The 26,114-nt window shown below is 72.3% G+C and carries 17 protein-coding genes and 1 other RNA gene; 5 read left to right on the top strand and 13 right to left on the bottom strand.

Going from position 1 to position 26,114, the window contains the following annotated elements; genetic code table 11:
- The first annotated feature begins 1,106 nt into the window (after positions 1-1,106).
- Positions 1,107-1,850, top strand: a complete 744-nt coding sequence (locus ACFQSB_RS32145; RefSeq protein WP_380830604.1) for a class I SAM-dependent methyltransferase — start codon at positions 1,107-1,109, stop codon at positions 1,848-1,850.
- Here the strand turns inward: ACFQSB_RS32145 and ACFQSB_RS32140 are convergent.
- From ACFQSB_RS32140 to ACFQSB_RS32115, 6 genes are all read right to left on the bottom strand, one after another.
- Positions 1,791-2,906, bottom strand: coding sequence for a PorA family protein (locus ACFQSB_RS32140; RefSeq protein WP_380830603.1), 1,116 nt, complete (start codon positions 2,904-2,906; stop codon positions 1,791-1,793). The genes ACFQSB_RS32145 and ACFQSB_RS32140 overlap by 60 nt on opposite strands.
- On the bottom strand, positions 2,903-7,087 hold the full coding sequence (locus ACFQSB_RS32135; RefSeq protein ID WP_380830602.1) for an alpha-(1->3)-arabinofuranosyltransferase domain-containing protein: 4,185 nt from the start codon (positions 7,085-7,087) through the stop codon (positions 2,903-2,905). The genes ACFQSB_RS32140 and ACFQSB_RS32135 overlap by 4 nt, the downstream gene beginning before the upstream one ends.
- A gap of 46 nt (positions 7,088-7,133) precedes the next feature.
- On the bottom strand, positions 7,134-8,495 hold the full coding sequence (locus ACFQSB_RS32130; protein WP_380830601.1) for a glycosyltransferase family 4 protein: 1,362 nt from the start codon (positions 8,493-8,495) through the stop codon (positions 7,134-7,136).
- Between the two features lie 735 nt (positions 8,496-9,230).
- Positions 9,231-11,192, bottom strand: coding sequence for a hypothetical protein (locus ACFQSB_RS32125; protein WP_380830600.1), 1,962 nt, complete (start codon positions 11,190-11,192; stop codon positions 9,231-9,233).
- Between the two features lie 415 nt (positions 11,193-11,607).
- Positions 11,608-13,809, bottom strand: a complete 2,202-nt coding sequence (locus tag ACFQSB_RS32120; RefSeq protein ID WP_380830599.1) for an acyl-CoA dehydrogenase — start codon at positions 13,807-13,809, stop codon at positions 11,608-11,610.
- A 123-nt stretch (positions 13,810-13,932) separates the two neighbouring features.
- On the bottom strand, positions 13,933-15,195 hold the full coding sequence (locus ACFQSB_RS32115; RefSeq protein WP_380830598.1) for a hypothetical protein: 1,263 nt from the start codon (positions 15,193-15,195) through the stop codon (positions 13,933-13,935).
- A gap of 311 nt (positions 15,196-15,506) precedes the next feature.
- Between ACFQSB_RS32115 and ACFQSB_RS32110 the strand changes: the two genes are divergently transcribed.
- Positions 15,507-16,613 carry a S1C family serine protease gene (locus ACFQSB_RS32110; RefSeq protein WP_380830597.1) on the top strand — a complete coding sequence of 369 codons (1,107 nt, stop codon included), beginning with the start codon at positions 15,507-15,509 and terminating at the stop codon, positions 16,611-16,613.
- A gap of 120 nt (positions 16,614-16,733) precedes the next feature.
- Entirely contained in the window at positions 16,734-17,465 is a 732-nt protein-coding gene (locus tag ACFQSB_RS32105) for a hypothetical protein (protein ID WP_380830596.1), read from the top strand.
- A gap of 16 nt (positions 17,466-17,481) precedes the next feature.
- Here ACFQSB_RS32105 and ACFQSB_RS32100 read toward each other — a convergent pair whose 3' ends face one another.
- The 6 genes from ACFQSB_RS32100 to ftsE form a co-directional block, all read right to left on the bottom strand.
- The gene (locus tag ACFQSB_RS32100) at positions 17,482-18,165 is read right to left on the bottom strand and encodes an alpha/beta fold hydrolase (protein WP_354836852.1); all 684 of its coding nucleotides are present in this window, start codon (positions 18,163-18,165) and stop codon (positions 17,482-17,484) included.
- A 156-nt stretch (positions 18,166-18,321) separates the two neighbouring features.
- Positions 18,322-18,699: a transfer-messenger RNA gene (gene ssrA / locus ACFQSB_RS32095) on the bottom strand.
- 432 nt (positions 18,700-19,131) lie between these two features.
- Positions 19,132-21,123 carry an NTF2-like N-terminal transpeptidase domain-containing protein gene (locus tag ACFQSB_RS32090; protein WP_380830595.1) on the bottom strand — a complete coding sequence of 664 codons (1,992 nt, stop codon included), beginning with the start codon at positions 21,121-21,123 and terminating at the stop codon, positions 19,132-19,134.
- A gap of 16 nt (positions 21,124-21,139) precedes the next feature.
- Positions 21,140-21,607, bottom strand: coding sequence for an SsrA-binding protein SmpB (gene smpB, locus ACFQSB_RS32085; RefSeq protein ID WP_354836856.1), 468 nt, complete (start codon positions 21,605-21,607; stop codon positions 21,140-21,142).
- 22 nt (positions 21,608-21,629) lie between these two features.
- Positions 21,630-22,538 carry a permease-like cell division protein FtsX gene (gene ftsX / locus ACFQSB_RS32080; protein WP_354836858.1) on the bottom strand — a complete coding sequence of 303 codons (909 nt, stop codon included), beginning with the start codon at positions 22,536-22,538 and terminating at the stop codon, positions 21,630-21,632.
- A 36-nt stretch (positions 22,539-22,574) separates the two neighbouring features.
- The gene (gene ftsE / locus ACFQSB_RS32075) at positions 22,575-23,264 is read right to left on the bottom strand and encodes a cell division ATP-binding protein FtsE (protein WP_114029179.1); all 690 of its coding nucleotides are present in this window, start codon (positions 23,262-23,264) and stop codon (positions 22,575-22,577) included.
- Between the two features lie 236 nt (positions 23,265-23,500).
- Between ftsE and ACFQSB_RS32070 the strand changes: the two genes are divergently transcribed.
- Positions 23,501-23,692, top strand: coding sequence for a hypothetical protein (locus tag ACFQSB_RS32070; RefSeq protein ID WP_354836861.1), 192 nt, complete (start codon positions 23,501-23,503; stop codon positions 23,690-23,692).
- Positions 23,693-23,750: 58 nt separating this feature from the next.
- Here the strand turns inward: ACFQSB_RS32070 and prfB are convergent, their stop codons facing one another.
- The gene (gene prfB, locus ACFQSB_RS32065) at positions 23,751-24,872 is read right to left on the bottom strand and encodes a peptide chain release factor 2 (RefSeq protein ID WP_354836863.1); all 1,122 of its coding nucleotides are present in this window, start codon (positions 24,870-24,872) and stop codon (positions 23,751-23,753) included.
- A gap of 82 nt (positions 24,873-24,954) precedes the next feature.
- On the opposite strand from prfB, the gene ACFQSB_RS32060 reads away from it, so the two are divergent.
- Entirely contained in the window at positions 24,955-26,016 is a 1,062-nt protein-coding gene (locus ACFQSB_RS32060) for a hypothetical protein (protein ID WP_380830594.1), read from the top strand.
- The last annotated feature ends 98 nt before the right edge of the window (positions 26,017-26,114 follow it).

Raw genomic sequence — 26,114 nt, 5'->3', positions numbered from 1 at the left:
CCGATCAGCCCCGAGGGCAGCGTCCGGCCGAGCAGGGTGCCGGCCAAGTCGGCGGCCACGTCGGTCTTGGGCAGGGCCGCGCCCTCGCCGGGCGCGGTGTACTGGCGGGACAGGTACAGGGCCGTGTAGCCGCCCATCAGCAGCACGTGCGCTATCCACACCTGCCAGTGCTCGCGCAGCTCGCGTCCCATGGAGCCGAGCCAGCCGTCCTGACCTCGCGGGACGTGCTGCTCGTGCCGGCGGGCCCCGGCGCGGCGCGCGACGCCGGCGCCGTCCGCGCTTTCGGGCACCCCGGCGGGCGCGCCGCCGAGGGGGCGGGCGGCGCGCAGGAAGGCGGTGGTGAACGCGAACAGCAGCAGGGGCACGAAGACGCCCTTGGTGCTGAAGGCCATGCCGAACACGACCCACGCCAGGGCCGTCCAGCCGTGACGGGAGCCCTCGCCGCGCGCGTGGCGGAGCTGGGCCGACAGGGCCAGCACCAGGGCGAGCTGGAGGGGCACCGCGTTGATGGCCGCCGACCACCAGCTGAAGGCGGGGATGGTCAGCGGGCTGAACAGGTAGACCGCGAGCGGCAGCAGGATGCCCGCGCGGGGGCCGAACATGTTCCACAGCAGCCGGAACAGCAGCACCGCGACCAGCGCGTGCAGAGCGAACGTCACCGAGGCGACCAGCGTCCAGTCGTAGGCGGCGATCCGCGACTCCGCCCACGTGAGCGCGAGCGCGCCGGGCATCAGGTGGCCCTTGTGGATGCGGAACAGGAAGTCGAAGGTCAGCTCGTGCTCGTAGGCGTCGCCGACGAACAGCAGGTCGTCCTCGATGAAGTACGCGCTTCGCAGGACGGGCACGCGCAGGGCGAGCGAGACGGCGACGAGCAGCGAGCCGAGCACCAGCACCGGGTCGGCGAGCCGGGCCATCCAGCGCGGGTAGGCGATGCGCAGGGTCGGCTGATCCGGCTGCTCGACCGAGACGGTCCGCGGCAACGGTCCCTCCGATCACGTCCCTGTGGCTACTCCTGAGTAACGGACACCCTATGAGCCTCACAAATCAGGCGCAATGCGGTGTTATGCTCCCGGGCACTCGACCACTCCGGTGAGGGGAAAGCAGACGTGGAGACCCCCAACGCGCCCTTCCGCGCCACACTGGGCCGGTCGGTCCGGCTGCTGTCGGCCTTCCGCAAGGAGCAGACCGACCCCGACTTCTTCTACGGGATGCTCGCCCGGGACACCGCCGCCCAGCTCGCCACCTACGCCGACCTGTCCGGCGCGCTGGTGGCCGACGTGGGCGGCGGCCCGGGGTACTTCACCGAGGTCCTGCGGGCGCACGGAGCGCGGACGCTGTGCGTCGACTGCGACGCCGGGGAGATGATGGCCCGCGACGGGGCCGTCCCCGAGGGGGCGATCCTCGGCAGCGCCCTGGACATCCCGTTGCGCGACGGCTCGGTGGACGTGTGCTTCTCCTCCAACGTGCTGGAGCACGTACCCGACCCCTGGCGCATGGCGGAGGAGATGGTGCGGGTGACCCGGCCGGGCGGGGTGGTGTACCTGTCGTTCACCAACTGGCTGTCCCCGTGGGGCGGGCACGAGACCTCGCCCTGGCACTACCTCGGCGGGCATCGGGCCGCGCGCCGGTACGCCCGCCGCCAGGGGCGGCGGCCGAAGAACCTGTACGGCGAGAGCCTCTACCCGGTCTCGGTGTCCGGCGCCCTGCGCTGGGCGCGGACGCGCGCCGACGCCGAGGTCCTCGCCGCCCGGCCCCGCTACCACCCGGAGTGGGCGACGGGCGTGGTGCGCCTACCCGGCGTCCGCGAGATCGTGACCTGGAACCTGCTGCTGGTCCTGCGCCGCCTCTGACGTCCCACCACCCGGCGGCGCCGCGTCCTCCCGCCCCGCTGACGTCCCCCCGCCCGCCGGCGCCTGGTCTTTTCGCCCCGCTGACGTCGCACCGCCCGGCGGCGTGGCGTCGTCCGGCCCCCGCGCCCGGTCCGGGCCGCGCGGGCGGCGGCGGGTGCGCAGGGCCACGACGATCGGCACCAGGGCCAGGACGAGGAAGGCGACCGGCATGACGTCCCTGATCACGACGGCCCAGCGGCGGAACCCGGCCGCCTCGGCCGCCTGGGCCTGCACGTCGCCCGCGTCGGTGACCAGGTCGGCCTGGAAGCTCACCACGCGGTCCACCTGGTCGGGCGTGCGGAGCGTGTCGGTGCGCCGCTCGCGCACGCGGACCGGCAGGCCGCTCTCCGGCTCGACCCACAGCGTCCTGGTGATCCGCACGTACCTGGCCACGTTGAGCGGCCGCGACGCGGGCAGCCCGAGCACCTTGCCCGGAACCTGGTCGGGCAGGTCCTCCACCTTGGCCGGACCGACGGTGTAGCCGTAGCGGCGCACCGGCAGGCCTTCGACGGTGTCCTCGCCCTCGTACCGCAGCGCGACCTCGCGCTTGAGGACGGGGTCGAAGATCGGGTAGCCGCGCGGCTCGGCCCCGTACGGCAACCGGAAGGCCAGCCCCGTCTGGCGGACCGCCGTGTCGTCGTCGATGTACTCGCCGCAGCAGGCCACGGCCATACCGGTGCGCCGGTCGAACGCGGTGCGGCGCTCGTGGTAGTCGATGCGCTGCCCGAAGGCGGTCTCCAGCGAGGAGAACTCCACCCACACGGCCGTGCGGTCGTCGCCGGCCACCGGGTCGCCGTACAGGGAGACGGTGTCGGTCACCGGCACGCCGGCGCGCAACCGGAACGTCGCGGTGTCGAGGTAGGTGGCCGCCTCCGCGCCGAGGTGGTAGACCCTGCGCTGCTCCAGGGGCAGCTTCAGGCCGTTGGGGTAGACGTAGGAGCGGAACAGCACCGCCATGGTCACCATGAAGGCCACCACGACGTAACAGGTCGTCCTGACGAGCTGGGCGCGCGTCACCCCGCCACCCCCGCCGGACGGGGCTCGCGGCGGCGCGGCACGGGCGCCGCGGGGCCGCGCAGCCGTTCGGGGGCCGGCACGGCGACCAGCAGCCGCGCGACCACCACCAGGCAGCACACCTCCGGCACCAGGCCGGTCAGCGGCTCGACGCCGAGGACGGTCCCCACGGCCGCGCTCAGCCCGGCCAGGGCCAGCGCGGCGGCGGGCAGCCAGGCGGACAGGGCCGCGCGGGCGGCGCGCCGGGCCCGGCCGCCTCCGGCGTGCTGGGCGGCGAGCACCCGCGGCAGCCACAGCCCGACGGCGGTCAGCGCGGTCACCAGCGCCGCGCCGGCCAGGCCGCCGGTCCACAGGCCGGTGAGCGGGGCCGCGGCCCAGATCCAGCGTGCGGTCACCCGGCCGGGGCCCACCGGCGGCGGGCGGCGGCGCGTCCTGCCGCGCACCCAGGCCAGCGCGAGGACGGACGCGGCCAGGACGAGGCCGCCCACCAGCGACCAGCGGTAGGCGGCGTCCGGCTCGTACCGCAGCACGACGGTTCCGGTGCCGGGGGGAAGGATCCACGCCTGCCGCCACCCGTCGAGGCGCACCGGGGTCAGCCGGGTCCCGCCGAGGTAGGCGTGCCAGCCGATGTTGTAGTTCTCGTTGACGGTCAGGTACGAGCGCCGGGCCGCGGAGACCGCCAGCCGGCGCTCCTCGGGCCCCCACGCCTCGATGCGCGCGGGCGCCGCCCGCGTGGCCCCCGCGTCGGCGTCGGCGTGCGTCTCACCCCGCGTGGCCTCGGCGTCGGCGTCCGTCTCGCCCCGCAGGACCACCGACCGGACGCGGAAGGCGTCGCGGGAGGACGCGGCGACGTAGGTCATGCCGGGGATGAGCCGCACCGGGGAGCAGCCGGCGTAGGTCAGCGGCCGGCCGTTGAGCACGTCGTTGAGTGTGCCGCCGACGATGCGGGTCGGCACGGTGGTGCCGTCGACCTCCAGGGTGGGGCCGTAGCCGCACGGCAGCCGCAGCGCGAACCCGCCGAACTGGCCGAGCGGCCTGACGCCGGGGATGGTGAGCTCGGTGACCTCGATGGCGCGGGAGGCGGGGGCGGTGAACTCGACCGAGAGCCGCCGGGTGGTGAGCGACGGGAAGGCCACCCGTCCGTCGCCGCCGACCCACGCCTGGACGGTGCGCTCCCCCGCCCTGACGGTGACCCGCACCGGCGGCTTGCCGAGGTAGGAGTCGGGGAACAGCACCTTGATCTGCGAGAACGTCCTGGGCTTGCCGAGGTCGATCGACAGGGTGGGATGCCGGTCGAACGGCTGGGCGTACCAGACGGTCCGCGGGTCGCCGTCCATCGCGGCCCGGCCGAGCACGGCGGGGTGGTCGGTGACGGTCGAGGAGGCCGTGACGTGCGGATAGACGTTCGGCAGCGTGGTGAGCAGGGCCGCCGACCCCGGGTCGGTGAGCACGGCGGTGCCGCCGACCCTGCGGGTCTGCTCCTTGCCGACGGCGAACAGCCGCTGGAAGCCGTAGCCGTCCTCGCCGAGGATCTCCAGCCGGCGTGAGCAGGTCCAGGCGGACGAGCCGCGCATGCAGGCCGGGGCGGTGTCCTGCGAGGTCAGCAGCACCGTGCCCGCGTCGCCGCCGCCCGGCAGCCCCGGCACGGCGATCGCCCTGGCCGGCGTCACCCCGGGGACGGCCACCTCGGTGATGCCGACCCGGCCGCCGAAGGGGTTGGCGGGCTGGTAGGCCAGCTTGGTGACCCGGATGCGCAGCCACGTGGTGCGCCCCGGAGGCGGGCTGAACAGCTGGGGGTCGGTGGTCTGCCGGACGGCGGCCCGCCGCGTCCCGGCGGCCGTGGACAACTCGACCTCGGCGACCGGCGGCCCGATCGGCCCCTGCTCGAAGGCGATGGTGATGTCCTTGACCGGCACCGGCTCGACGAAGCGGGCCTCCAGCCACTCGCCGAGCGCGCCGTTCCAGCCGTCCGAGCGCCACCCGGTGCGCGCGTCGCCGTCGAAGGCCGCGAACGGCAGGCGCCCGGGGTCGCGCTCGCCGGCGGCCGCGGTGATGTCGGCGTCGGAGGAGGAGGCGCGCACGTCGTCGACGCCCAGATAGCGCGCCGAGGAGGTCGCCGAGGTCCAGGCAGGGTCGAGCAGATCGGTGGTGGCGTCCTGCTTCCCGCTCTCCGGCAGGGTGGGGCCGGCGCTCCTGCGGACGTCCCCGAAGATCATTCGGCGCCGGCGCAGGCTGTCGGTGACCACGGTCCTGCGCGCGGGGACGGACGCGGCGCCGGGCTCGTCGCCGACCAGCACCGGCGCGTCGTCCTTCAGCACCCCCTGCTCGGCCATGGCCAGCACGCCCTCGGGAGCGCCGGCCATCCGCAGCGTCGCGTCCGCGGGGACCACGCCCGCGATGGGAGCCGGGTCCGGCACCGCGTACACCTCCAGCGCCGGGTAGGCCTGGTCGAACCAGTTGGAGGCCGTGGTGTTGGAGATCTGGCCCACCAGGGGGCCGAACTGGGCGACGCGCACCAGGCCGGTGGAGTCCTCCAGGGTCTGGTGGACGCGGGCCGGCCACGCCGAGCCGATGGTGTCGCGGGCCAGGTCGTTGCGGACGAGCACGTAGGTGACGCCGATGCGGCGCAGGGTGGTCGTGAGCCCCGCCGAGCCCTCGCCGTCGGAGAAGCGCTCGTCGACGGCCTGGAGCAGGCGCGCGAGCCCGGCCGAGCCCCAGGGGACGTTGGAGTGCGTGGCCCAGCGGACGGTGAGCAGCGACTGCATGGGCTCGTCCAGCGGACGGCCCCACAGGTACTCGCCGCGTTTGGAGCCGGGGACGGCCAGCACCATGCCGTGGCCGGTGGCGCGGTTCAGCCAGGCGGCGGCGTCACGCCAGTAGGAGGGCAGGTCGGCGAACGACCCGGCCGGCGTGATCCCGGCCGTGGCGACGGGCACCACGGCGAGGCCGACCAGCCCCGCCGCGGCCATCGGCACGACGGCGAGCCGTGCCAGCCCGCCGCTCGCGGCGGCCGACCGGAGCCGCACCGCGCGCGGGCGCCACGCGGGCAGGGCCGCCAGGCCGAGGGCGAGCGGCAGGCGCAGCAGCGCGTCGAACTTGTGCAGGTTGCGGAACGGCGCGAGCGGGCCGTCGAGCAGGTCCCTGACCTGCTCGGACCAGGGGAACGCCAGGGCGTCCGCGTGGCCGGCGGTGACGATCACCAGCCCGGCGAGCACGCACAGCGTCAGGAACGTCCGCTCGGGAGTGGAGCGGCGGACGAGCCCGGCCAGCCCGGCGGCGGCCACGGCGGCGGTGACCGCGATCAGCCACGGCCGCGTCGCCTGGTCGTAGGCGGCCGGCAGCCACGGCTCGCCGTCCACCGGCAGGAAGGAGATCCAGCTCGAGGTGCCGCGCAGCGTGTTGAGCAGGGACGTCACGCCGGTGGTCGCGTTCGCCGTCTCGATGAACGGCAGGAACGAGAAGATGTAGCGGCCGAGGACGACCAGGGGCACCAGCCACCACATCGACACGGCGGCCACGCAGGGCAGCCACCAGGCCAGCAGCCGCCGCCTGCGCGGGCCGCCCTCCCGCGTGAGCAGGTACAGCAGGGGCACCACCAGCACGGCCAGCTCGGCGGCGGCGTTGATGCCGCCCGCGAACAGGAACGCGACGGCCGACATCGCGGCGGCCCGGCGCGGGCCGATGCTCGCGGCCGCGCCGCGCACCAGCGGGAGCAGGATCCACGGCAGCACCGCGCTGGGCTGGAACTCCGAGGAGTTGACGCCGACCAGGGCCAGGGCGTGCGGCGCGAGCGCGTACGCCAGCCCGGCCAGCAGCCGGGTGTCCGGCGAGCCGACGCGCAGGGCGCCCGCGAGCCGTTCGACGCCGAGGAACGCCGCGCACAGCACCAGGGTGATCCACAGCCGCTGGATGTTCCACGCGGGCATGTCCAGCCAGCGGAACAGCGCGTAGAACGGCCCCATCGGGAACAGGTAGCCGTACGCCTGGTTCTGCAGGTGGCCGAAATACGCGTCGTCCCACAGGTGGCTCGCCCGCTCCAGAAACCCGACCGGGTTGACCGCCATGTCCAGCTTGGTCTCGGCGATCACCTCGCCGGGCGAGGTGTTGAACGCGATGGCCCCGAGAAGCAGGCATCCGGCCAGCAACCTGAGCCTGCGCCGCAACCGCGCCCCCGGCGTGCTCACCTCCGCCGCATCGACCCTGCCGACATCACCAACGGTCCGCGGATTGTCAGGGCGTATGGCTCTCACCTGCGGCGAGCCGGAAGGCGAGCGGCCGGACATGCCCCTTTTGCTCCAGTTCAGCGGTGATGAGTCCGGTCATCCTAGCGCCCGTCCTCCCCCACGAGAACTCCGCCGCCCAGCTCCGGCACGCCCGCTGGACCTCCGCCCGGCGCACCGGGTCCGCCAGCTCCTTCAGCGCGCGGTCCACCACGTCCGCCAGCGACTCGCCGTCCCTGACCAGCCACCCCGTGACGCCGTCCCGCACCGAGTCGCGCAGGCCCGCGACGTCGTAGGCGACGGTCGGGACGCCCAGCGCCGCCGCCTCGATCACCGTCAGGCCCCACCCCTCGAACTCCGACGCCGTGACGTTCAGGCGGGCCGCGCCGAGCACGGCGTTCTTCTCCTGCTCGGCCAGGAAGCCGTGCAGGCTCACCCGGTCCGTCACGCCCAGCGCGCGGGCGCGGCGCGCCAGCGGCTCGTACTCCGGGCCCCGGCCGACGACATGGACGCGCAGGCCGGGCCAGGTCTCCCCCAACTCGGTCACCAGCTCCACGACGCGCTCCACCCGCTTGTGGCCGACCAGACGTCCGAGATAGGCCACCACCGGGTCGCCGTCGACCTGCTCGCCGCCGACCGTCGTCGCCACCGGACGCACGGCCGGACTGCCGTTCGGGATGACCTCGATGGGCGCGAGCCAGCCCAGCCGGTCGCGCAGCTCGGCCCGCGACGACTCCGACACCGTGACGGTGGTGCGGCGCCGGTACAGCAGCCGGGCGACCGGGCCTTCGACGAAGCAGCCGACGCGGGCCGGCCAGCGCGGGAAGAAGGCGTAGAACTGGCGGTCGTGGACATGGTGCACCAGGCACACGACCGTGGTGCGCCGCGACACGACCAGGGGCGCGAAGAACGGGATGCCGTTCATGCAGTCGATGACCACGTCGAATCGGCGGCGGCGCAGCAGCATCCACAGCGGGACCAGCAGGTAGACCAGGTAGCGGTTGCCCATGCGCCGCAGCTCGATGCCCTCGCGCCGCTCGCCGCGCGCCTGCCCCGGCTCGCGACTGGTCAGGAAGTGCACCGAGGCCCCCTGGGAGACCAGATGCCGGCCGACCTGCCAGGCGTACTCCTCGGCCCCACCGGCCACCGACTGCGCGGGCTCCCGGAAGTTGCACACCGCGACCCGCACACCCGCCAACGGCTTGGGGGCGGGAAGGAGCCCGGCCGCGCTCGGGGGCGGCTCGGTGCCACCATGCGCGCCGGCTCTGGCCCTGCTGCCGGCCCTGCTCCCGGTCTCGGCCGCGGTCTCGGCCGCGCCGCGGGGGCGACGTTCAGGGTCGCGCGGGGCCCGGCCCACCTGCTGTGCGACCACGGACACTCCTTCGTGTGTGGGTCGAGCCCCCCTGGCTGTGCGCTCGCTTCCGGTTGTCGTTCATGTGCCGTCGAGGTTCATGTGTCTCGTCCGGCGTCATCGGCCACGCGTCCCCGCCGGTCCCGGACCCCGCACCGTCGCGGGTCCCACGCCGCGTTCGGACGCTCGGAGGGCCATCGCGGGCAGAGCCGCCCGGTAGGTCCGCGGGCAGAGCCACCAGCAGGTGTCCGCGGGAGATCCAGCAGGGTCTGCGGGCGCCGACCGCGGGCTCGCCTTACCGGCTTTGTCTACGGGCTTTGTCTACGGGCTTGGTCTACGGGCGACGTCTTTGGGCACGGCGAAGCCGACCCTCCGTGCCTGGTGGAGCGGTAACGGGCCGGGCTCACCGATCGCGGCGCGGGCCCCGCCCGTGACGGATCACCTGTTGCCGTAGTTGTACAGCGGCTTGTTGGGGGGCTGAGGGCTGGGGGCGACAACGTTGACGACGCCGACAGAGGCGCCGATCGCCAGAACCACCCCAACGACGAGAGCAGCGAGTACTCGCACCATTGGGCTTTCTCCCTCCAAAGTGCGGACGCGTGGGGACCTCACCGAGAGTAGAACGTGATACAGGTTACCGGCCAGGTCATTGGTCAAAACGTAATAATAAGACTTACCGTCCAGTATGCCTGTCGTCAAGGCCGCCGCGGACGTTACAAAACGCACCATTACCACCGCTGGCCGCACCGGGTGACGTCACAACCGCAACAGCTCCATCTCGAGTCCCACATAGACGGAGACGGCTCCAGGCACCCGGGATCGAAACGTGTTCTCACTCGGTCCCACAACGAGCACGTACCGTATCCCCACAGCCCTCAACGACTCCGTCAACGGCCCCGCCCCCCGCCCATCCATCCGTGGACCGGCTCCCGTCGTCCCCTGCCCGACCGCCGGCGGACCGGTCTCCGCGCGCAGCAACGCGCCGACACGCCGGGCCAGTGGGTCTTCCCCGGCGACACGCAGTACCCGTCCGTGCCCGAGCCCCACCAGGAGCGCGTCGTCCCACACCACCCGTCGCGCGAAGCTCTTGGTCGCCGGATCGAGGATGACCCGGCCCCCGTTCCACGCGAACGCCCGGTGCGCCCCCCACGGCAACGACAGCAACGCCCCCGGATGCGGGTCTCCGTTCACGATCGCCCGCACCCGCCCCCAATCCTGGGGATACTCCACCGCTTCCAGCCGCCCCAGCGCTCCCGCCGCCAACCCCGGCAACCCCAACATCGGCACCAGAACCGCCACCACCCCCACAACCCACCCGCCCTTCCACCGCCCCCCGCACGCGGCCCCCTCCACTCCCCGACGCGCAGACCCACCCACGCACGCGGCCCCCTCCACCCCCGGACCCACAGACCCGCCCGCGTACGCGGCCGCCTCCATCCCCGGACGCGCAGACCCGCCGGCATGCGCCGCCGCCTCCGGTCCCGGATCCGCCGGCTGAGTCACCCCCGCGCGGGTGGAGTCCCCCGCCTCTGTGCTGTCGGAAGATCGGCGCCGCGACGGCGCGAAGTAGGTCGGCGATGCCGGCGCCGCGATACGGCGGGCCAGGGTCGCGAACCCGACCGCCTGGAGCAGCGCCAGGGGGGCGATGTAGAGCTGGCCATCGCGCAGGGGACCGAAGCCAGACCACCACGTGATCAGCGTCTTGAGCACACCGGGCAGGTAGGCGCCGGTCAGCGCCACGGCGAGCCCGGCGCAGGCCGCGATCAGCAGGCCGATGCGGTACGGCGCCTCGCGAAGCCGGACGAAGGCGACCACGGCGAACACCGCCACGACCAGGCGCACGGAAGCGAGCCACCACGCGGACTGCCCCGGGACACCGGCGTCGGCGTTCCATATCCCGCCGAGGCTCAACAGGCTGCCGAGCGTGCCGAACGGCCCATCGGCACGGGCCGCGAACGCGTCCACCCCGGCGGGGTCGGTCACCGCCTCGCTGAGCAGCGCGGGAACGGCCCACGGCAAGCTGAGCACGGCCACCACGACGAGAACCCGCAAGGTCTCACGGATCCGCCGACCCGCCCACCGCGCTCGCTCCACGGCCTCGAAGCCGTCCTGCCACCGTCTGCCGGAACGGGTGGCAGCTACGGGCACCACCACCAGAGCGGTGACGAGCATGGCCTGGAAACCGCCCACCGCCGCCGGGAGCAGGGCCGGCACGAGCCGCCGCCATCCGCCACGCACAGCCGCCAGGAGCGCCCAGGGCAGCCCGGCGTACCCGAGGAGCAACGCCCACTGGCCGAGCAACAGCCGTTGCGCGAGGTAGGCGTTCCACACGTAGAACACCGCCGCCGCCGTCCTGGCCACGAGCAGTCCGGGATCGGCGCCCGCCCGCCCGCTCACGCACGCGACTCCGTCCTCAGAACTCGGGCGAACCAGCGCGACCACGGCGGCGGCCCCGGTACCCGCCAGGACGAAGATGCCAAGCAAGATCAGCTTTTGAAGGACCGCAGCGGGCACGACCTGCGCCAGGAGCGCGACGACGAGGTCACTCGGCACCGCTCGCGGGAAGCCGCCCCCCGGCCACGTCACCGGAGGATCCGGAACGAACACCATGTCGTAGCGCAACACGAACCCAGACCGGAGTGCAGGCCAGAGAGCGACGACGCCCAGGATCAGCGCGGCCGACGCGGGCGCCGCCCGCACGAACCAGTGATCTCGCATGGCCTCGCACTACTCCCGCTCAGCGGCACCCAGCAGACCACGCAAAACTACCCCAACCAGCCACTACACCCTCGGCGAGCACCGGCGATACCGCGTTCGGCCACCCGCCGTAAGAGGGCGCCGATTTCGCCGACCACCTTCCCACCGCTCCGGCGCCGATAAGACACAACTCGTTTGAGCCGGGGAAGGCTCAACGCGACCGAGCCGGAGGGAAGGCCCGGCCCTGACGGAGCCCGAAGAAACGACACGTTGGAGCCGCTGAGAAGACACGACGCGACCGAGGCCGGGGACAGGCACGGCACCGGCGCGCAGGAGGGGCCTGCGTGGCGGCGCCGGGGGGAGCGGCGAGGGTCGCCCCGGGAAGACAGTGCCGAAGGCACCATTTCCCAGGACGACCGAGCCCACGTTGTCTGGGTTATTTGCCGGGTTCGGGGTCTCGGGGGAGGGCGAGCATGCGTTCGGCGATGATGTTGAGCTGGACTTCGGTGGTGCCGCCGTAGATGGTCATCGCGCGGGTGGCGAGGACCGCCCGGTTCCAGTAGCCGGCGTCGCCGAGCTTCATGTCGGCGGCGACGGTGGCCGACGCGCCGAGCAGGTCGACCGCGCATTCGGACACGTGCTGGGCGTGCGAGGTGGACAGCAGCTTGCGCACCGAGGCGTCGGCGCCCGGCTCGGACCCGGCGAGCTGCTTGAGCGTGACGCGCAGGCTGAGCGCGTTGATGGAGTGCCCCTCGCAGACGACGTGCGCCAGTTCCTGCCGTTCGGCCGCGGTGAGCTCACGGCCGAGGCGGGAGACCAGGCCGAGCAGGTCGGGGACCGAGGACCCGGTGCCGCCGGATCCGGACGACAGGGACACCCGCTCGTTGGACAGGGTGTTGCGCGCGACCCGCCACCCCTCGTTGATCTCGCCGACGACCAGCTCGTCCGGGACGAAGACGTCGTCCAGGAACACCTCGTTGAACAGGTTCTCCCCGGTCATCTCGGTGAGCGGGCGAACCGTGACCCCGGGGGCCTTCATGTCGACGATGAAGTAGGTGATGCCGTCGTGCTTGGGCTTGGTGGTGTCGGTGCGGGCGATGCAGATGCCCCACTCGGCGACGTGCGCGACGGAGGTCCAGATCTTCTGGCCGTTGAGCTTCCAGCCGCCCTCGACCTTCTCGGCCTTCATCTGCAGCGACGCCAGGTCCGAGCCGGCGCCGGGCTCGGAGAACAGCTGGCACCAGATCAGCTCGCCGGCCAGGGTCGGCGGCAGGAACCGCTCCTGCTGCTCGGGGGTGCCGTAGGCGACGATGGACGGCACCACCCAGGCACCGATGATCATCTGCGGCAGCCGGACACGCGCGGTCTTGAGCTCCTGGTAGATGAGCACCTGCTCCAGCGCCGAGGCGCCCCGGCCCCACGGCTTGGGCAGGTGGGGCATGACGAAGCCCTTGGCCGCCAGGGCGCGCTTCTGCTCCTTGCCGTCCTCGACGCGGGCGATCTCGGCGATCTCCTCGCGGATGGCCGAGCGCAGCGCCTCGGTGTCCTCGGGCAGCTCGATCTCCATGTCCCGGGTGACGCCGGACAGGGCGTGGGCGGCGACCGCGTCGGCCCACTCGGCGGAGGCGCCGAGCAGCGCCCGGAGCGTCAGCGCGCGGCGGTAGTACAGGTGGGCGTCGTGCTCGAAGGTGTAGCCGATGCCGCCGAAGATCTGGATGGCGTCCTTGGCGCACTGCACGGCGGCGTCGGGGGCCATGACACCGGCGATCGCGGCGGCGTAGCGCAGCTCGTCACCGCTCGCGCGGGTGGCGTCCCAGACGGTGGCGCGGGCCTGCTCGAGGGCGACGAGCATGCGGGACGCCTTGTGCTTGACGCCCTGGAACTGGCCGATCGGCCGGCCGAACTGCACGCGCACCTTGGCGTAGTCGGCGGCGGCGCGCACGCACCAGGCGGCGACGCCCGCCGCCTCCGCGCCGAGCAGGATCGCGGCCAGGTCGCGGACGCGCGCACGGTCGAGCCCGTCGAGGACGCGCTCGGCCGGCACGGCGACCGCGTCGACCTCGACCTTGGCCACCGCGCGGGTGAGGTCGAGGCTCCTGACGGGGGTGACGGTGACGTCGGAGGCGGACAGGGCGATCCACTCCTCGCCCTGTCCGGTGCTCACCGGCAGGACGAGCACGTCGGCGAGCGCGGCGCCGAGCACGGACTCGGCGGCGCCGCCGACGGTGAGCACGCCGTCGTCGCCGCGGGTGCCGGTCAGCGTGCCGCCGAGGGCGACGGCGCCGGTCAGCGTGCCGTCGGCCAGGCCGGGGAGCAGTTCGGCGCGGGCCTTGCCGTCGGAGGCCAGGACGGCGGCGGAGGCGAGGACGGTCGGGACGTACGGGCCGGGCGCGACGCGTTCTCCGAGCGCCTCGACGGCCACGGCGGTCTCCAGCAGGCCGAAGCCGCTGCCGCCGTACTCCTCGGGCAGGTGCAGGCCCAGCAGGCCCTGGTCGGCCAGGCCGCTCCAGAACGCGGGCCGCTGCTCGTCCTGCGCGCCGACGGCCGCGCGCACGACGTCCGCGGGGACGTTGCGCTCCGCCCAGCCGCTGACGGACTCGCGGAGCGCCTCGTGCTCCTCGCTCAACCCGATCGCCATAACACCCTCCGTGCCGCTCGGCCTCCAGACGTCCCAGAATCATATTCTAGAAGATGCTTCCAAGGCCAACGGCTGAACGAGATCGGCCGCTGAGCGAGATGAACGGCTGAGCGAGATCGCGGCTCAGGACGCGCGTGCCGTCCAGAACAGCATGTTGAGATCGTGGTAGAGCGCCTTGCGGGCGTCGGTGACGCCGGCGAACAGCATGGCGGGCTTCTTCTTCGCCGGCGAGGAGACGACGAAGACGTACGCCTGCGAGGAGTGCTTCTTGCCCCCCTGCACATAACCGACCTTGTAGCCGAGCACCCACCCGAGGTTGTAACGGGCCCGCTGCGACACCGTCCAGGTGAACGTGGAACCGGCGGGCTGGTAGCGCAGCGTCCACTTGGCGGCTTTGGCCGCCAGTTTGCGGTAGCCGTCGTAGGTGACCGGCGCCTTCGGCACGGCGAACGGAACCGGCCCGGAGGCGATCAGCGCCTGCGGCCGCTTGGCCGGCCCGACCTTCTGCGCCGCCGAGAACGGGGCCTTGGCCGTCTTCGCCCACGGCGCACCGTACTGGGCGTAGCTGATGCCCGCGGTCTGGTCCACCACGTACGACAGCACCGGCGTGCCCGTTCCGGGGAAGACGGTCATGGCCCTGGCCGCGGGGACGGCCGGCACGGCGATCGTGGGCGTGGGCTTCACCGGGGCGCCGGAGGCCGCCGGTCCACCGGCCTGCGCCGGGTCCACCCGCACCGGGTCGCCGGGCCGGTCCTCCGCGAACACCATGAAGATCAGGATCACGACGACCACGGTGACGAGCAGCGCGCCGATGCCGTAGACCGCCTTGATCGGAATGTCGCCGGCGCGGAGGATCGCCGCGGAGAGCGCACCCCGGCGCTCGCGCCCCGCTCCGGACGGCGTCCCGACGGCAGCGGTGACCGACCCCTTCTGAGACGGGCGACCGGCAGGGGCGGCGACCGGTCCCTTCTGAGACGGGCGACCGGCAGGGGCGGCGACCGGCCCCTTCCGAGATGGGCGATCGGCAGGGGCGGCGACCGATCCCATGTGGAACGGCCGCCCGGCGGGGGCGGCCGGACCGCCGGTGCGGGGGAACGGTCCACCCGGCCTGCGGACATCGGCGGTGACCTCGCCGTCGGGGCGCCGCGTCCCGTCGGTGCTCTCGTCCTGTCCGGCCTCCCGGAGCGGCCTTCTCGCCTGCAGGGGGATCTCCACGGTGTCGGAGGCGGTCGCGCCGTCCGCGCCGGAGACCTCCTCGGACACCTGTTCGGACGCCTGCTCTGACGCCGTGTCGGACACCTGCTCTGACGCGGTGTCGGCCGTGGGCGGGGCCTTGGCGGCGGCCTGCGCGGCCTCCACCATCGCGAGCGCCTGCTCCGGGCTCACCCGGGGCATCGGCGTGGTCGGAGCGTCATAGGAAGGAACGTACGTCGGAGGCCGCCCGGACCCAGGGCGGCTTGGGGAGTTACCAGCGCCGTCCGCCATGTCGGCAGACTACGTCACAAATCGTGATCCGTGCGGCCCAGCAGCCTCACTTCTCCGCCAACGCCCACATTGCCACAGGTCAGCGGAGCTTCGGCGCCCATTCCGGAATCCCGTCGCCGACCACCCGGCGCCGCACGTCCGACTATTACCAAGATCACGTCATTGGTGGTATATGGCGAGTATCTTCCGTCTGGTCGGGAATGACGTGTTCCATGGCGACTACACCAGGTAACCGAACGACCGGACGTGCGCTGCGGCACGCGCTGTGCGCCGGGATGGCCGGTGGCCTGGTGGTGCTCAGCGGGTGCGGCCTCACCGGCGCACCGGCCTCGACGAGCACCGCCACCACACGCGGCGGCGGCGACAGCCCGTCGGCGAACACCGCGGTGATCACCGAGGAGCAGGCGTACGAGCGGGTCATCGCCCAGGTGCTCCCGTCGATCGTGCAGATCACCACCTCCAAGGGGCTCGGCTCGGGCATCGTGTACGACACCCAGGGCCACATCGTGACCAACGCCCATGTCGTGGGCAAGTCCAAGACCTTCGAGGTCACGCTGGCCACCGGCGGCAAGCCGCGCAAGGCCGACCTGGTCGCCTCCTATCCCCTGGGCGACCTCGCGGTCATCCGCGTCGCCGACCGCAACGGCCTGACCCCCGCGAACTTCGGCGACTCGGGCAGGCTCAAGGTCGGTCAGATCGTCCTGGCCATGGGCAACCCGCTGGGCCTGTCGGGCAGCGTGACCAACGGCATCATCTCCGCGCTGGGCCGCACGGTGACCGAACCGCAGGGCGAGGGCTCGCCGGGAGCCACGATCACCAACGCCATCCAGACATCCGCGTCGATCAACCCCGGCAACAGCGGCGGGGCGCTCACCAACCTCCACGGCGAGGTGATCGGCGTCCCGACGCTGGCCGCCATCAACCCCGACCTCGGCGGAGGCGCCGCACCCGGCATCGGGTTCGCGATCCCGAGCAGCACCGCCAAGGACGTGGCCGAGCAGATCATCCGGTACGGCAAGGTCACCAACACGCGGCGGGCCGCGCTCGGCGTCCGGGTCAACACCGTCGTGGACGCCGACGGCCGGCCGGTCGGCGTCGGCGTCGCCCACGTGGACGCGGGCAGCGGCGCGGCCCACGCCGGGATCAAGCCCGGGGACATCATCACCAGCGTCAACGGCAAGCCCACGCCGACGGCGGCGTCCCTGTCGGAGGTGCTGGCCGGGCTGCGTCCGGGCACGCAGGCGAAGGTCGGGGTCCTGCACCCGAACGGCAAGACGACGACCGTCACCGTCACACTCGGCACCCTCTCGGGCACCTGACCCGCGGCCGCCGGCCGGTAGAGCCGGGATGAGGTGAGCGGGCATCCCGTGTCACGCCAATGGATCAAGTAGGGCTAAAGTCCTAACGGTCACAGGCGAGACGACGAGGGACAGCAGCCGATGACGACCACCGAGACCGCCTCCGCCCGCCAGATGATCGAACAGGCGGCGCGCGGGCACTACCGCACCATCTACACCGCCTCCGCGCTGGACGCGGCCGTACGACTGCTGGCCGAGGTGCACGAGGCCGGCGAGCGTCACGGCCTGGCCACCGCCGACTGGACCGGCGAGCACGGCACCGACCACCGCCTGGCCGAGGCCGTGCTGCACGCCCGGTCCACCGCCTACCGGCGTGCCTCCCTGGCCGGCCTGGACGACCCGCACGGCCTGCTCACCGGGGCCGCCGAGCGCGCCGGTCTGGCGACGCTGGACCACCCGGACACCGCCCCTTGCGACCCGCGCTCCCCCGCGCTGGACCAGCACGCGTCATCCCCCGACCCGCGCACCGCTTCCCTCGACCCCCGTGCGGCATCGCTGGACCCGCGCGAGGCCGGGACGGACGCGCGGCGGGCGGCCGGCGACGGACCGGCGCCGCGTGCCCGCATCCGCCTGGCGCGGCTGCCGCAGACCCCGCCCTGGGGGTGGGACGGCTCGGCGCCCCTCGTGGTGAGCCTCGAACGCTTCGACAGCCTGACCAGCCCCGGGTGGAAGTGGGAGCTGTTCCCCGACGTCGGCGAGCCGAGCACGCAGATGGTGCAGGTCGTCGCCCCGCCCCCGTCCCCCGCCACGGCCGACGAGGTCCTCGCCGTGGCCCGTCAGGTCCTCACCGGCGCCATCCGCCTCTACCGCTGACGCGGCACGGGCAGGGTCACCGTCCGAGGAACGCCGTCAGCGCGTCGTTGAACTCCGCGGGGCGGGTGGCGTGCACCTCGTGCCCGGCCTCGATCGTCATCAGCCGGGCGCCGGGGATGCGGCGGGCCAGGTCGGCGACCTGGTCCTGCGGCAGGTGGCTGGGCGCGCCGCCCGCGATGACCAGCGTCGGCGCGGTGACCTTGGCCAGGCCGTCCAGCCACGCCGGGTCGGGATGGTTGCGCTGGTGGGCGGTCTGCTCGACCATGGCCCAGTCGAAGGGCAGCTCGCCGTCGGGCCGCCCGGGCAGGGACAGGCGGGCGGGGTGCGGCGCGGGGACGTCCTCCAGCACCATGCGCTCGACCCGGCCCGGATGGTCCTGCGCGACCAGGAAGGCGACCATGCCGCCCATGGAGTGCCCGACGATGGTCACGCGGGGCAGTTCGAGGTGGTCGAGCAGGGCGACCACGTCGTCGCGCATGAGCTCCAGCGAGTAGACCCGGGGCCAGTCGCTGGCGCCGTGCCCGCGGGCGTCGGGCGCGTAGACGCGCCAGGACCCCGCCAGGTGCTCGATGACTCCGGCCCAGGTGGTGTGGTCGCTCCCCCGCCCGTGCAGCAGCAGCACCGGCGGCGCGCCGGCGTCCCCCGCCACCTCGTAGACCAGCCGTACCCGGTTCACCACGGCGGACCGAAGATCTGTCATGCGGCAACGCTACAGAGCCGCGACCGCCGCCGGAACAGCGTTCACATCGGGCGAAACCGGCATACCCCACGCACGACAAAGGGCGGCCGGCGGGCCTGTGGGGCCCGCCGACCGCCCTCGGGCGATCAGCTCCGCAGCGCGGGGGCGCGCGCGGGAGTGTGGAGGTGGCGGGAATCGAACCCGCGTCCTTCAACACCGCGTCAGGGCTTCTCCGGGTGCAGCCTGCTGCGATTTTCTCAGCCCCGGTGATCACGCAGGCGTGTCACCGACGGGCTCAGTCACTGTTAGGTTTCCCTATCGGCCCCGTGACCGGGTCGATCGGTTGAGCCTCCTAGCGATGCCAGATCCGGGCCGGAGGCACTCCCGGGCTGACAAGGGCCTAGACCTCGCTCAGGCGGCGAGGGCCATGTGGCCCTGAGTGCGCGTGTTATTGGCACTTATTGTTTTGCGGTCACAGGATTAACGAGGTTATGTCCGCAGTCCTCGACCCGCTTCCCCTGGCACGACATGCCGAAGTCGAAACCAGTCACCCCCTGTGGAGTTGTCAACACGACCTCCGGAGAGGCCGATCGACATGAAGATACTCCACTCAACACCGGCGGTGCCAACTTGATTCCCCGCGGCGGCCCTCCGCCGGCGACCGCGGACGCCGAAACCCCCGGGGACGTGGCACGTGGCACACGCCCCCGGGGGCCGACCGGCAGGGTCGAGCCGGTCCGGACGGCAGGGCTTCCCCCGAGATGAAGCCCTGGTCTCATCACGGCGACCAGGCCCGCAACCCCCAAGCGGTGCCCGGTCACCCAGAAAGACGCCGGGAGACGCCCCGATGGTTGCTCGGCCCGGCGAGATTTTTCCGGAAGCCGTTCGACCGTCGTTCGGCGCCGGGCGGCGGCGTTCCGGCAGGCGCGCCGGCCCTCGCGCAGAGGCCCGTTCAGGCCGCGTTCAGGGCGCCGTTCAGGGTGGCGTTCACGCGGCCGTGCGGGCGCTGCGGAAGAACTGGCCGGCCACGCGGGCCGAGGCCGCCGGGTCGGCGCTCTCGGTGAGCACGGCGACGGCCAGGTCGCCCTGCCAGCCCACGAACCACGACAGGTGCCGCTCGCGCTTCTTCTCGGTGTAGGTCACGGCCGAGGCCAGCCCGTAGACCTTGTCCCCCGGCGCCGAGGCGGCGGCGGCCGTGCCCGAGACCACGCCCGCGCGCATCAGCGCGCGAAGCTCGGTCAGGGTCGCCGGGTCGAGGGTGACCGGACGCGGCGGCGTGGCGGGCGCGGGGTCGGAGGAGGTGTCGGCGGCGGCGTCCGGCGATGACGGCGAGGTGACCAGCGTGGGCGGGCGCCAGGTGCCCGAGCCCAGGGCCGCGGCGACCAGGGCCATCGACAACGGGCTGACCCGCACCGTCTGCCCGGCGATGATCTTCGCCTTGGCGGCGTCGGTCGCCGCCGCCGGCATGCTCCCGGTGAACGAGCGCAGCGGCAGCCGCCAGTCGCCGCCGATGCCGAAGCGGGCGGCCGCCCGGTTGAGGGCCCCGGCGTCGATGCGGCGCGACAGGGACGCCAGCGCGGTGACGCACCCCTGAGCGAAGTCGGCGGTGACACTCGGCGTCGTACCGGCCGGCGGCGCGGTGGAGATCGCGGTCGGCGTCGGGGTCGGGGTGGGCGTCGGCTGCTGAGGCTGGGGCCGCGCCTCGGTCTGCTGGAAGCGGGCGCCCCCGACCGTGCGGTCGGCCGGGCACGGCAGCTTCTGGTCGGGGTCCAGCCCCGCGCCGAGCAGGCCGTCCGCGGCCACGATCGAGAACGTCGTCCCGGGCGGGAAGCGCCCGGCGAGCCCGTCGGTCTGCTGGTCGAACTCTTTGGACGCCACGGCGCGGATCTGCCCGGACGGGGCGTCCACCGCGACCAGCAGCGCGGCCGGCCCGCCGCCGACGGACAGGTCGGCGGACTGCTGCACGCCCTTGTCGATGGTGGTGCGCACCGAGGTGGTGTTCGTCCTGCCGGGCCAGCGCGCCAGCTCGGCGACCTGCTCGCCGGTCTTGAGGTCGTAGGTCATGACCTCGGTGCCGGTGGAACCGGTGAGCTGGTCCTGGTAGGCCTTCTGCAGTCCGCCCTGGCCGATGGTGTCGCCGCCGGCGCGCTGCGGGCCGCCGAGCTGCTGCATGGTCTCGGCGGTGATCGCGCCGACCTTGCCGATGATGTCGACCGGCTGGGCGGGCGCGACCGGCTGCGACTGCTTCTCGATCTTCAGGTCGGGGCCGATCTCCTCCAGCCGGTCCAGCAGCTGGGCGTACTTCTTGGCGCCGAAGGTCACCAGCGGCACGAAGTCCTGCGGCGGCGCCGAGCGGATGCGGGCGAGCAGGCGATCTTGGGCGAAGCCGGTGAGCTGGAACAGCCGCTCGCACACCCCCACCGGGTCCTTCACCCGGTCGGGGTAGACGCCGGCGAGGTACAGCGTGGTGTCCTGCTGGAGCGGGTCGCCGTTGCGGTCCTCGATGGGCTGGCGGATCGGCTGGTCGCCCTCGGGGGCGACCTTGACCGCGAAGCGCTGGCCCTCGCGCAGCTGCGGGTGGATGACGCTGGGCGACCAGCGGACCTTCCACCTGCCGTCGACCACGTGCAGCGGCAGGTCGTTGTCGTACTGCCAGATCGGGTTGTTGTCGCCGAGGTCGATCTGGACGTGGAACCTGGCGTCCGCGCTGTCGCCGTTGGTGGTCAGGCTTCTCAGCGCGAAGCGGATGGAGGCGGCGTCGAGCTGCACCCCGGCGTCCTCCAGCGCCTTGCGCACGGCCTTCGGGTCGCCGTCGACGCGCTCGGCCGCGGCGGCGTAGTCGCCGGACTGCCAGCCCACCAGGAACTGGCTGACCGCCTCGTGCGGCGACGGCTCGGAGAAGCAGGCCGACAGCATGGGCACGGCGACGGCCAGCGACAGCCCAGCCGACAGGGCTCTTCTCAGACGTACGGCTAGCACCACTGCTGCTCGGACCTCATCGGTTGCGGTGACGGAGGGCGCGGGCCATCTCCCTGTTCGCCTGCTTCTCGGCGAGGTCGTGCCGCTTGTCCCAGGTCTTCTTACCGCGGGCGACGCCGATCTCGACCTTGGCCCTGCCGTCACTGAAGTACAGCGAGAGCGGGACCAGCGTCAGGCCCGTCTCCTTGGTCTTGCTGATGATCTTCCCGATCTCCTTGCGGTGGAGCAGGAGCTTGCGGGGGCGCCGCGCGGCGTGGTTGGTCCAGGTGCCCATGTGGTACTCGGGGATGTGGATGTTCATCAGCCACACCTCGTCGTCCTTGACCTGGGCGTACCCGTCCGAGAGGCTCGCCCGGCCGGCACGGAGGGATTTCACCTCCGTGCCCATCAGGACGAGCCCGGCCTCGTAGGTGTCCTCGATCTGGTAATCGTGCCGGGCACGCTTGTTCTGGGCGATCAGCTTGCGCCCGGTCTCACGTGGCATACAGCGAGCCTACCGGGGAGCGTCACACCCGCAGGTACCGGCGGAGCGTCACGAACGAGGCGAGGATACAGATGAGCACGCCGACCACGGTCGTGAGCGTGATCACCTGTGCGACGTCGCTCCAGGTGAGCTGTGTCGCCAGCGCGAAGAACTTCTGCATGCTGTCGAAGATCACGATCTTGGCGAACATCAGCAGCACCGCCGAGATCACCCCGCCGACCAGGCCGGCGATGGTTCCCTCCATGACGAAGGGCAGCTGGATGTACAGGTTGGAGGCCCCGACCAGGCGCATGATGCCGGTCTCGCGCCTGCGGTTGTACGCCGACAGCCGCACGGTGTTGCCGATCAGCAGGATGGCGGCGAACACCTGGATCAGCGCCACGACGAGCGCCGCGCTGCGCAGCCGGTTCATCAGGCCGAAGAACCGGTCGAGGAGTTGCTGGTCGTTGACCACGTTCGCCACGCCGGGCGCGCCGCTGAGCGCGTCGAAGACGGACTTGTAGTCGTCGGGGTTCTTCAGCTTGACCCGGAACGACTCGGGCATGTCCTCGACCTTGACCGCGTTCAGGAAGACGCTGTTGCTGCTGTAGGAGGCCTTGAAGTTCTCGTAGGCCTTCTCCTGGGTCTCGAAGGTGACCCGGTCGACCTGCGGCAGGCTCTCGATCTGCTTCTGCAGCGCGACCTTCTCCTGCGCGCTGACCGTGCCGCGGCCCTTGCAGGCGTCGAACGGGCTGTTCTTCATGCACAGGAAGGCCGAGAGCTGGACCTTGTCGGACCAGTAGCTGCTCATGCTGCCGACCTGCGCGTTGATCATGAGCCCAATGCCGAGCAGGGCCATGCCGATGGCCACGGTCACGATGACCGCGATGGTCATCGTGAGGTTGCGGCGAAGGCCGATCCAGACCTCAGAGAAGATGAAGTTTGCCCGCATGCTTTGGGTGTCCCCTGTCGCTATCTCGCTTGGTGATCAGTACGCCTGGCCGTAGACGCCGCGCGACTGATCTCGGACGATCTTGCCGTCCTCCAGCTCGACCACGCGTTTGCGCATGGAGTCGACGATGGCGGCGTCATGGGTGGCCATGACGACGGTGGTGCCGGTCCGGTTGATCCGGTCGAGCACCTTCATGATCCCGATGCTGGTCGCGGGGTCGATGTTGCCCGTGGGCTCGTCCGCGAGCAGGATCATCGGCCGGTTGACGAACGCGCGGGCCATCGCGACCCGCTGCTGCTCGCCGCCGGACAGCTCGTCGGGCATGCGGTGGGCCTTGCCCTCCAGGCCGACGAGCTCGACGACCTCGGGCACGACCTTGCGGATGAACCGCCGGGGCTTGCCGATGACCTCCAGCGCGAACGCCACGTTCTCGTAGACGTTCTTGTTGGGCAGCAGCCGGAAGTCCTGGAACACGCAGCCGATGCGGCGGCGCAGGTGCGGCACCTTGAAGTTCGACAGGCGCGCCAGATCCTTTCCGGCGACGTGGATGGCGCCCGAGTTCGGGCGCTCTTCCTTCAGGACCAGCCGGAGAAAGGTCGACTTCCCCGACCCCGAAGGACCGACCAGGAACACGAACTCCCCCTTGTCGACGTCCACGCTGACGTGGTCGAGGGCGGGGCGGTTCTGGTTAACGTAGACCTTGGTGACATTATCGAAATGGATCACAGGCGCATCACGGCATGCCAGTCTAGGGGTTAGGACGGTCGCGGAGGTGGCCGCGTCGGCCACATCGCATTGCTCGCCGGCCGGGGGGCGCCGCTCTTTACCGACGATCGACGTTCCGGTTGGCCGAGGCTCAGTCTAGGGGTAACACTGGCATGGAACGTCCATAACGGAAACAAAACGATTCCACACTCGCTAACAGGGTGGTAAAGCGATCACCGTGGAGAGGGAGATATCCCGTGAGCTGCGAACATCTCATCTGCGCCAACTGCGCCGGCCCGGTGGTCGAGGGGCGGTGCCCGGCCTGCCGGGCCAGCAGGGCAAGGGTTCACCACCATGGGCTGGGCGGTCTTTCGCCCATGCTCATCGCGATCGTGCTGCTCATCGTGCTGGCGTGCACGCTCGCGCTGAACCACCTCTACGGCGCCTGAGCGACGCCGCAGGGGTGGTGCGGGAAGGTCTGGGGCGGCCCAGGGGCCGGCGCGGCGGTCAGCCGCTCGCGGCGCCCGACTCCTGGCGGCGCATCCAGCGGATCTCGCCCTCGATGAACTCGTCGAGGTCACCGTCGAGCACCGCGGTGGGGTTGCCCGCCTCGACCGACGTGCGCAGGTCCTTCACGATCTGGTACGGGTGCAGCACGTAGTTGCGGATCTGCGTGCCCCACGAGGTGGTGGACTCGCCGCGCAGCTCCGACATCTTCGCGGCCTCCTCCTGCCGCTTGCGCTCGAGCAGCTTGGCCTGCAGCACCGTCATCGCCGAGGCGCGGTTCTGCAGCTGTGAGCGCTCGTTCTGGCAGGAGACCACGATGCCGGTGGGCAGGTGGGTGATGCGCACCGCCGAGTCGGTGGTGTTGACGCCCTGGCCGCCCGGGCCGGAGGACCGGTAGACGTCGATGCGCAGGTCGTCCTCGTTGATGTCGATGTGGTCGGTCTGCTCGACGACCGGCACGATGTCAACGCCCGCGAAGGAGGTCTGGCGGCGCCCCTGGTTGTCGAAGGGGCTGATGCGGACCAGCCGGTGGGTGCCGTGCTCGCCCCTCAGCGTGCCGTAGGCGTAGGGGGCCTTGACGACGAAGGTCGCCGACTTGATGCCGGCCTCTTCGGCGTAGGAGGTGTCGTAGATCTCGGTGGAGTAGCCCTTGCGCTCGGCCCACCGGATGTACATGCGCAGGAGCATCTGGGCCCAGTCGGCCGCGTCCACGCCGCCGGCCTGGGAGTTGATCGTGACGAGCGCCTCGCGGGCGTCGTAGGGACCCGCCAGGAGCGTGCGCACCTCGAGGGCGTTGACGTCGGTGCGCAGGGAGCCCAGCTCGCGGTCGGCCTCCTCGCGGGTGTCGGCGTCGTCCTCGGCCTCGGCCAGCTCGTACAGGACGGAGATGTCGTCCAGCCGCCGGATCAGGGTCTCGACGCGGTTGAGCTCGCCCTGCATGTGGGAGAGCTTGCTGGTGACCTTCTGCGCCTGCTCAGGGTCGTTCCACAGGTCGGGCGCGGCAGCCTGCTCCTCCAACTCGGCGATCTGCTTGCGCATGACGTCGAGATCCAGCACATCCTGAATGCCCTTCAGTGTGCCGGTAAGCTCGCTGATCTCTTCTGCGGGATCGATGGCTGCCACATCTGCCAAGGGTACGCGAAGCCGGAGCCACCTCGCGCGTGGCTAGCATGGGCGTTCTGCGGGGACTCATCGGGAGGCGAGCGTGACCAGGACCATGCGTGCCGCCCTCGCGCCGTCCCTGCTGGCCGCGGCGATGGTCACGTTGGTCGCCTGCTCCACGCCTCCCGCCCCGACCAGCCGCGGCGCGGTGCCCGCTTCCGCCTCTCCGAGCGCCCCGGCCGGGTCGGCCTCCCCCACGTCCACCGCCGCGGAGGCTCCGGCGGTCACGCTGCAGGAGGCCGGCAGGGTGACGCGCGAGATCCTCGCCGCCGACGACGCCGCCCGCGCCGCCGGCGCCGAGTTCTACGCCGTCGACCAGAGCCGGGACGCCCAGGCGCCGATCACGGTGGCGGCGTTCGAGTCCACCGGGCTGCGCTCCGCCCGCTACACCTGGGGCGGGCCGGCGCTGCTGGTGCCGCGCCTGCGGCCGGGCCGTTATCCCTACTGGTTCGCGGCGATCGTCGAGCGCAGAGACGCCAAGGGGCAGGGCCGCACGGCTGTGCTGGCCTTCATGAAGCAGTACGAGGCCGCCGACTGGCGGCTCAGCTTCGCCTCGCTGCTCTACCCGGGCGCCGAGCCTCCCGCCGTCGCGCTGGACGAGGACGGCTACGCGACCCCGCTGGCCACCCGCGACGACTCGATCGCGATCAGCCCGCACCTGATGGCGCCGCTGCACGCGACCATCGCCGAGGAGGGGCCCAAGGGGTACGCGGCGAGCCTGATCGGGCCCGGGCCGCAGACCACCGGCTACTTCGACGAGGTCGAGAAGACCCAGCCCGAGTACAAGCTGCGCGGGTTCCTGTACGACTCGCTGTTCGCCGCGACCGCCTATCCGATCTACGCGCTGCGCACGACCGACGGCGGGGCGGCCATCCTGTACTCGCTGACCCGCACCACGCTCCGGCAGGCCAAGACGGCCTCCGCCGCGGGCCTGGTTCCGGTGCCCAAGGACGTCCGCTGGTCGGTGGGCAGCGTCGTCGTGCCGTCCATGGTGCGCATGGTGGAGACCCAGCAGTACGTCAGCCAGGTGGCCCGCAGGGGCTCCCCCGAGCGGGCGCGGATCATCGGCTTCGACGGGGCCGCCACGAGCGTCACCAGCCGCTGACGCCGCAGGCCCGGACGGCTCGACGGACGGCTCGACAGGGGTTCGGAGGGCCGAAGGGCGCCCGGCAGGGGTCCGCAAGGTTGAAGGGCGCCCGGCGG

Origin of the sequence: Sphaerisporangium rhizosphaerae (assembly GCF_042665155.1) — a bacterium.
Lineage (GTDB): Bacteria > Actinomycetota > Actinomycetes > Streptosporangiales > Streptosporangiaceae > Sphaerisporangium > Sphaerisporangium rhizosphaerae.
This window is presented reverse-complemented; position numbering and strand designations above follow the sequence as displayed.

What these genes read in the sequence shown, in the direction of transcription:
- ACFQSB_RS32125 (WP_380830600.1), bottom strand. Translation starts at nt 11,192, where the DNA reads ATGCGAGATCACTGGTTCGTGCGGGCGGCGCCCGCGTCGGCCGCGCTG.
- ACFQSB_RS32120 (WP_380830599.1), bottom strand. Translation starts at nt 13,809, where the DNA reads ATGGCGATCGGGTTGAGCGAGGAGCACGAGGCGCTCCGCGAGTCCGTC.
- ACFQSB_RS32110 (WP_380830597.1), top strand. Translation starts at nt 15,507, where the DNA reads ATGGCGACTACACCAGGTAACCGAACGACCGGACGTGCGCTGCGGCAC.
- ACFQSB_RS32105 (WP_380830596.1), top strand. Translation starts at nt 16,734, where the DNA reads ATGACGACCACCGAGACCGCCTCCGCCCGCCAGATGATCGAACAGGCG.
- ACFQSB_RS32100 (WP_354836852.1), bottom strand. Translation starts at nt 18,165, where the DNA reads ATGACAGATCTTCGGTCCGCCGTGGTGAACCGGGTACGGCTGGTCTAC.
- smpB (WP_354836856.1), bottom strand. Translation starts at nt 21,607, where the DNA reads ATGCCACGTGAGACCGGGCGCAAGCTGATCGCCCAGAACAAGCGTGCC.
- ftsX (WP_354836858.1), bottom strand. Translation starts at nt 22,538, where the DNA reads ATGCGGGCAAACTTCATCTTCTCTGAGGTCTGGATCGGCCTTCGCCGC.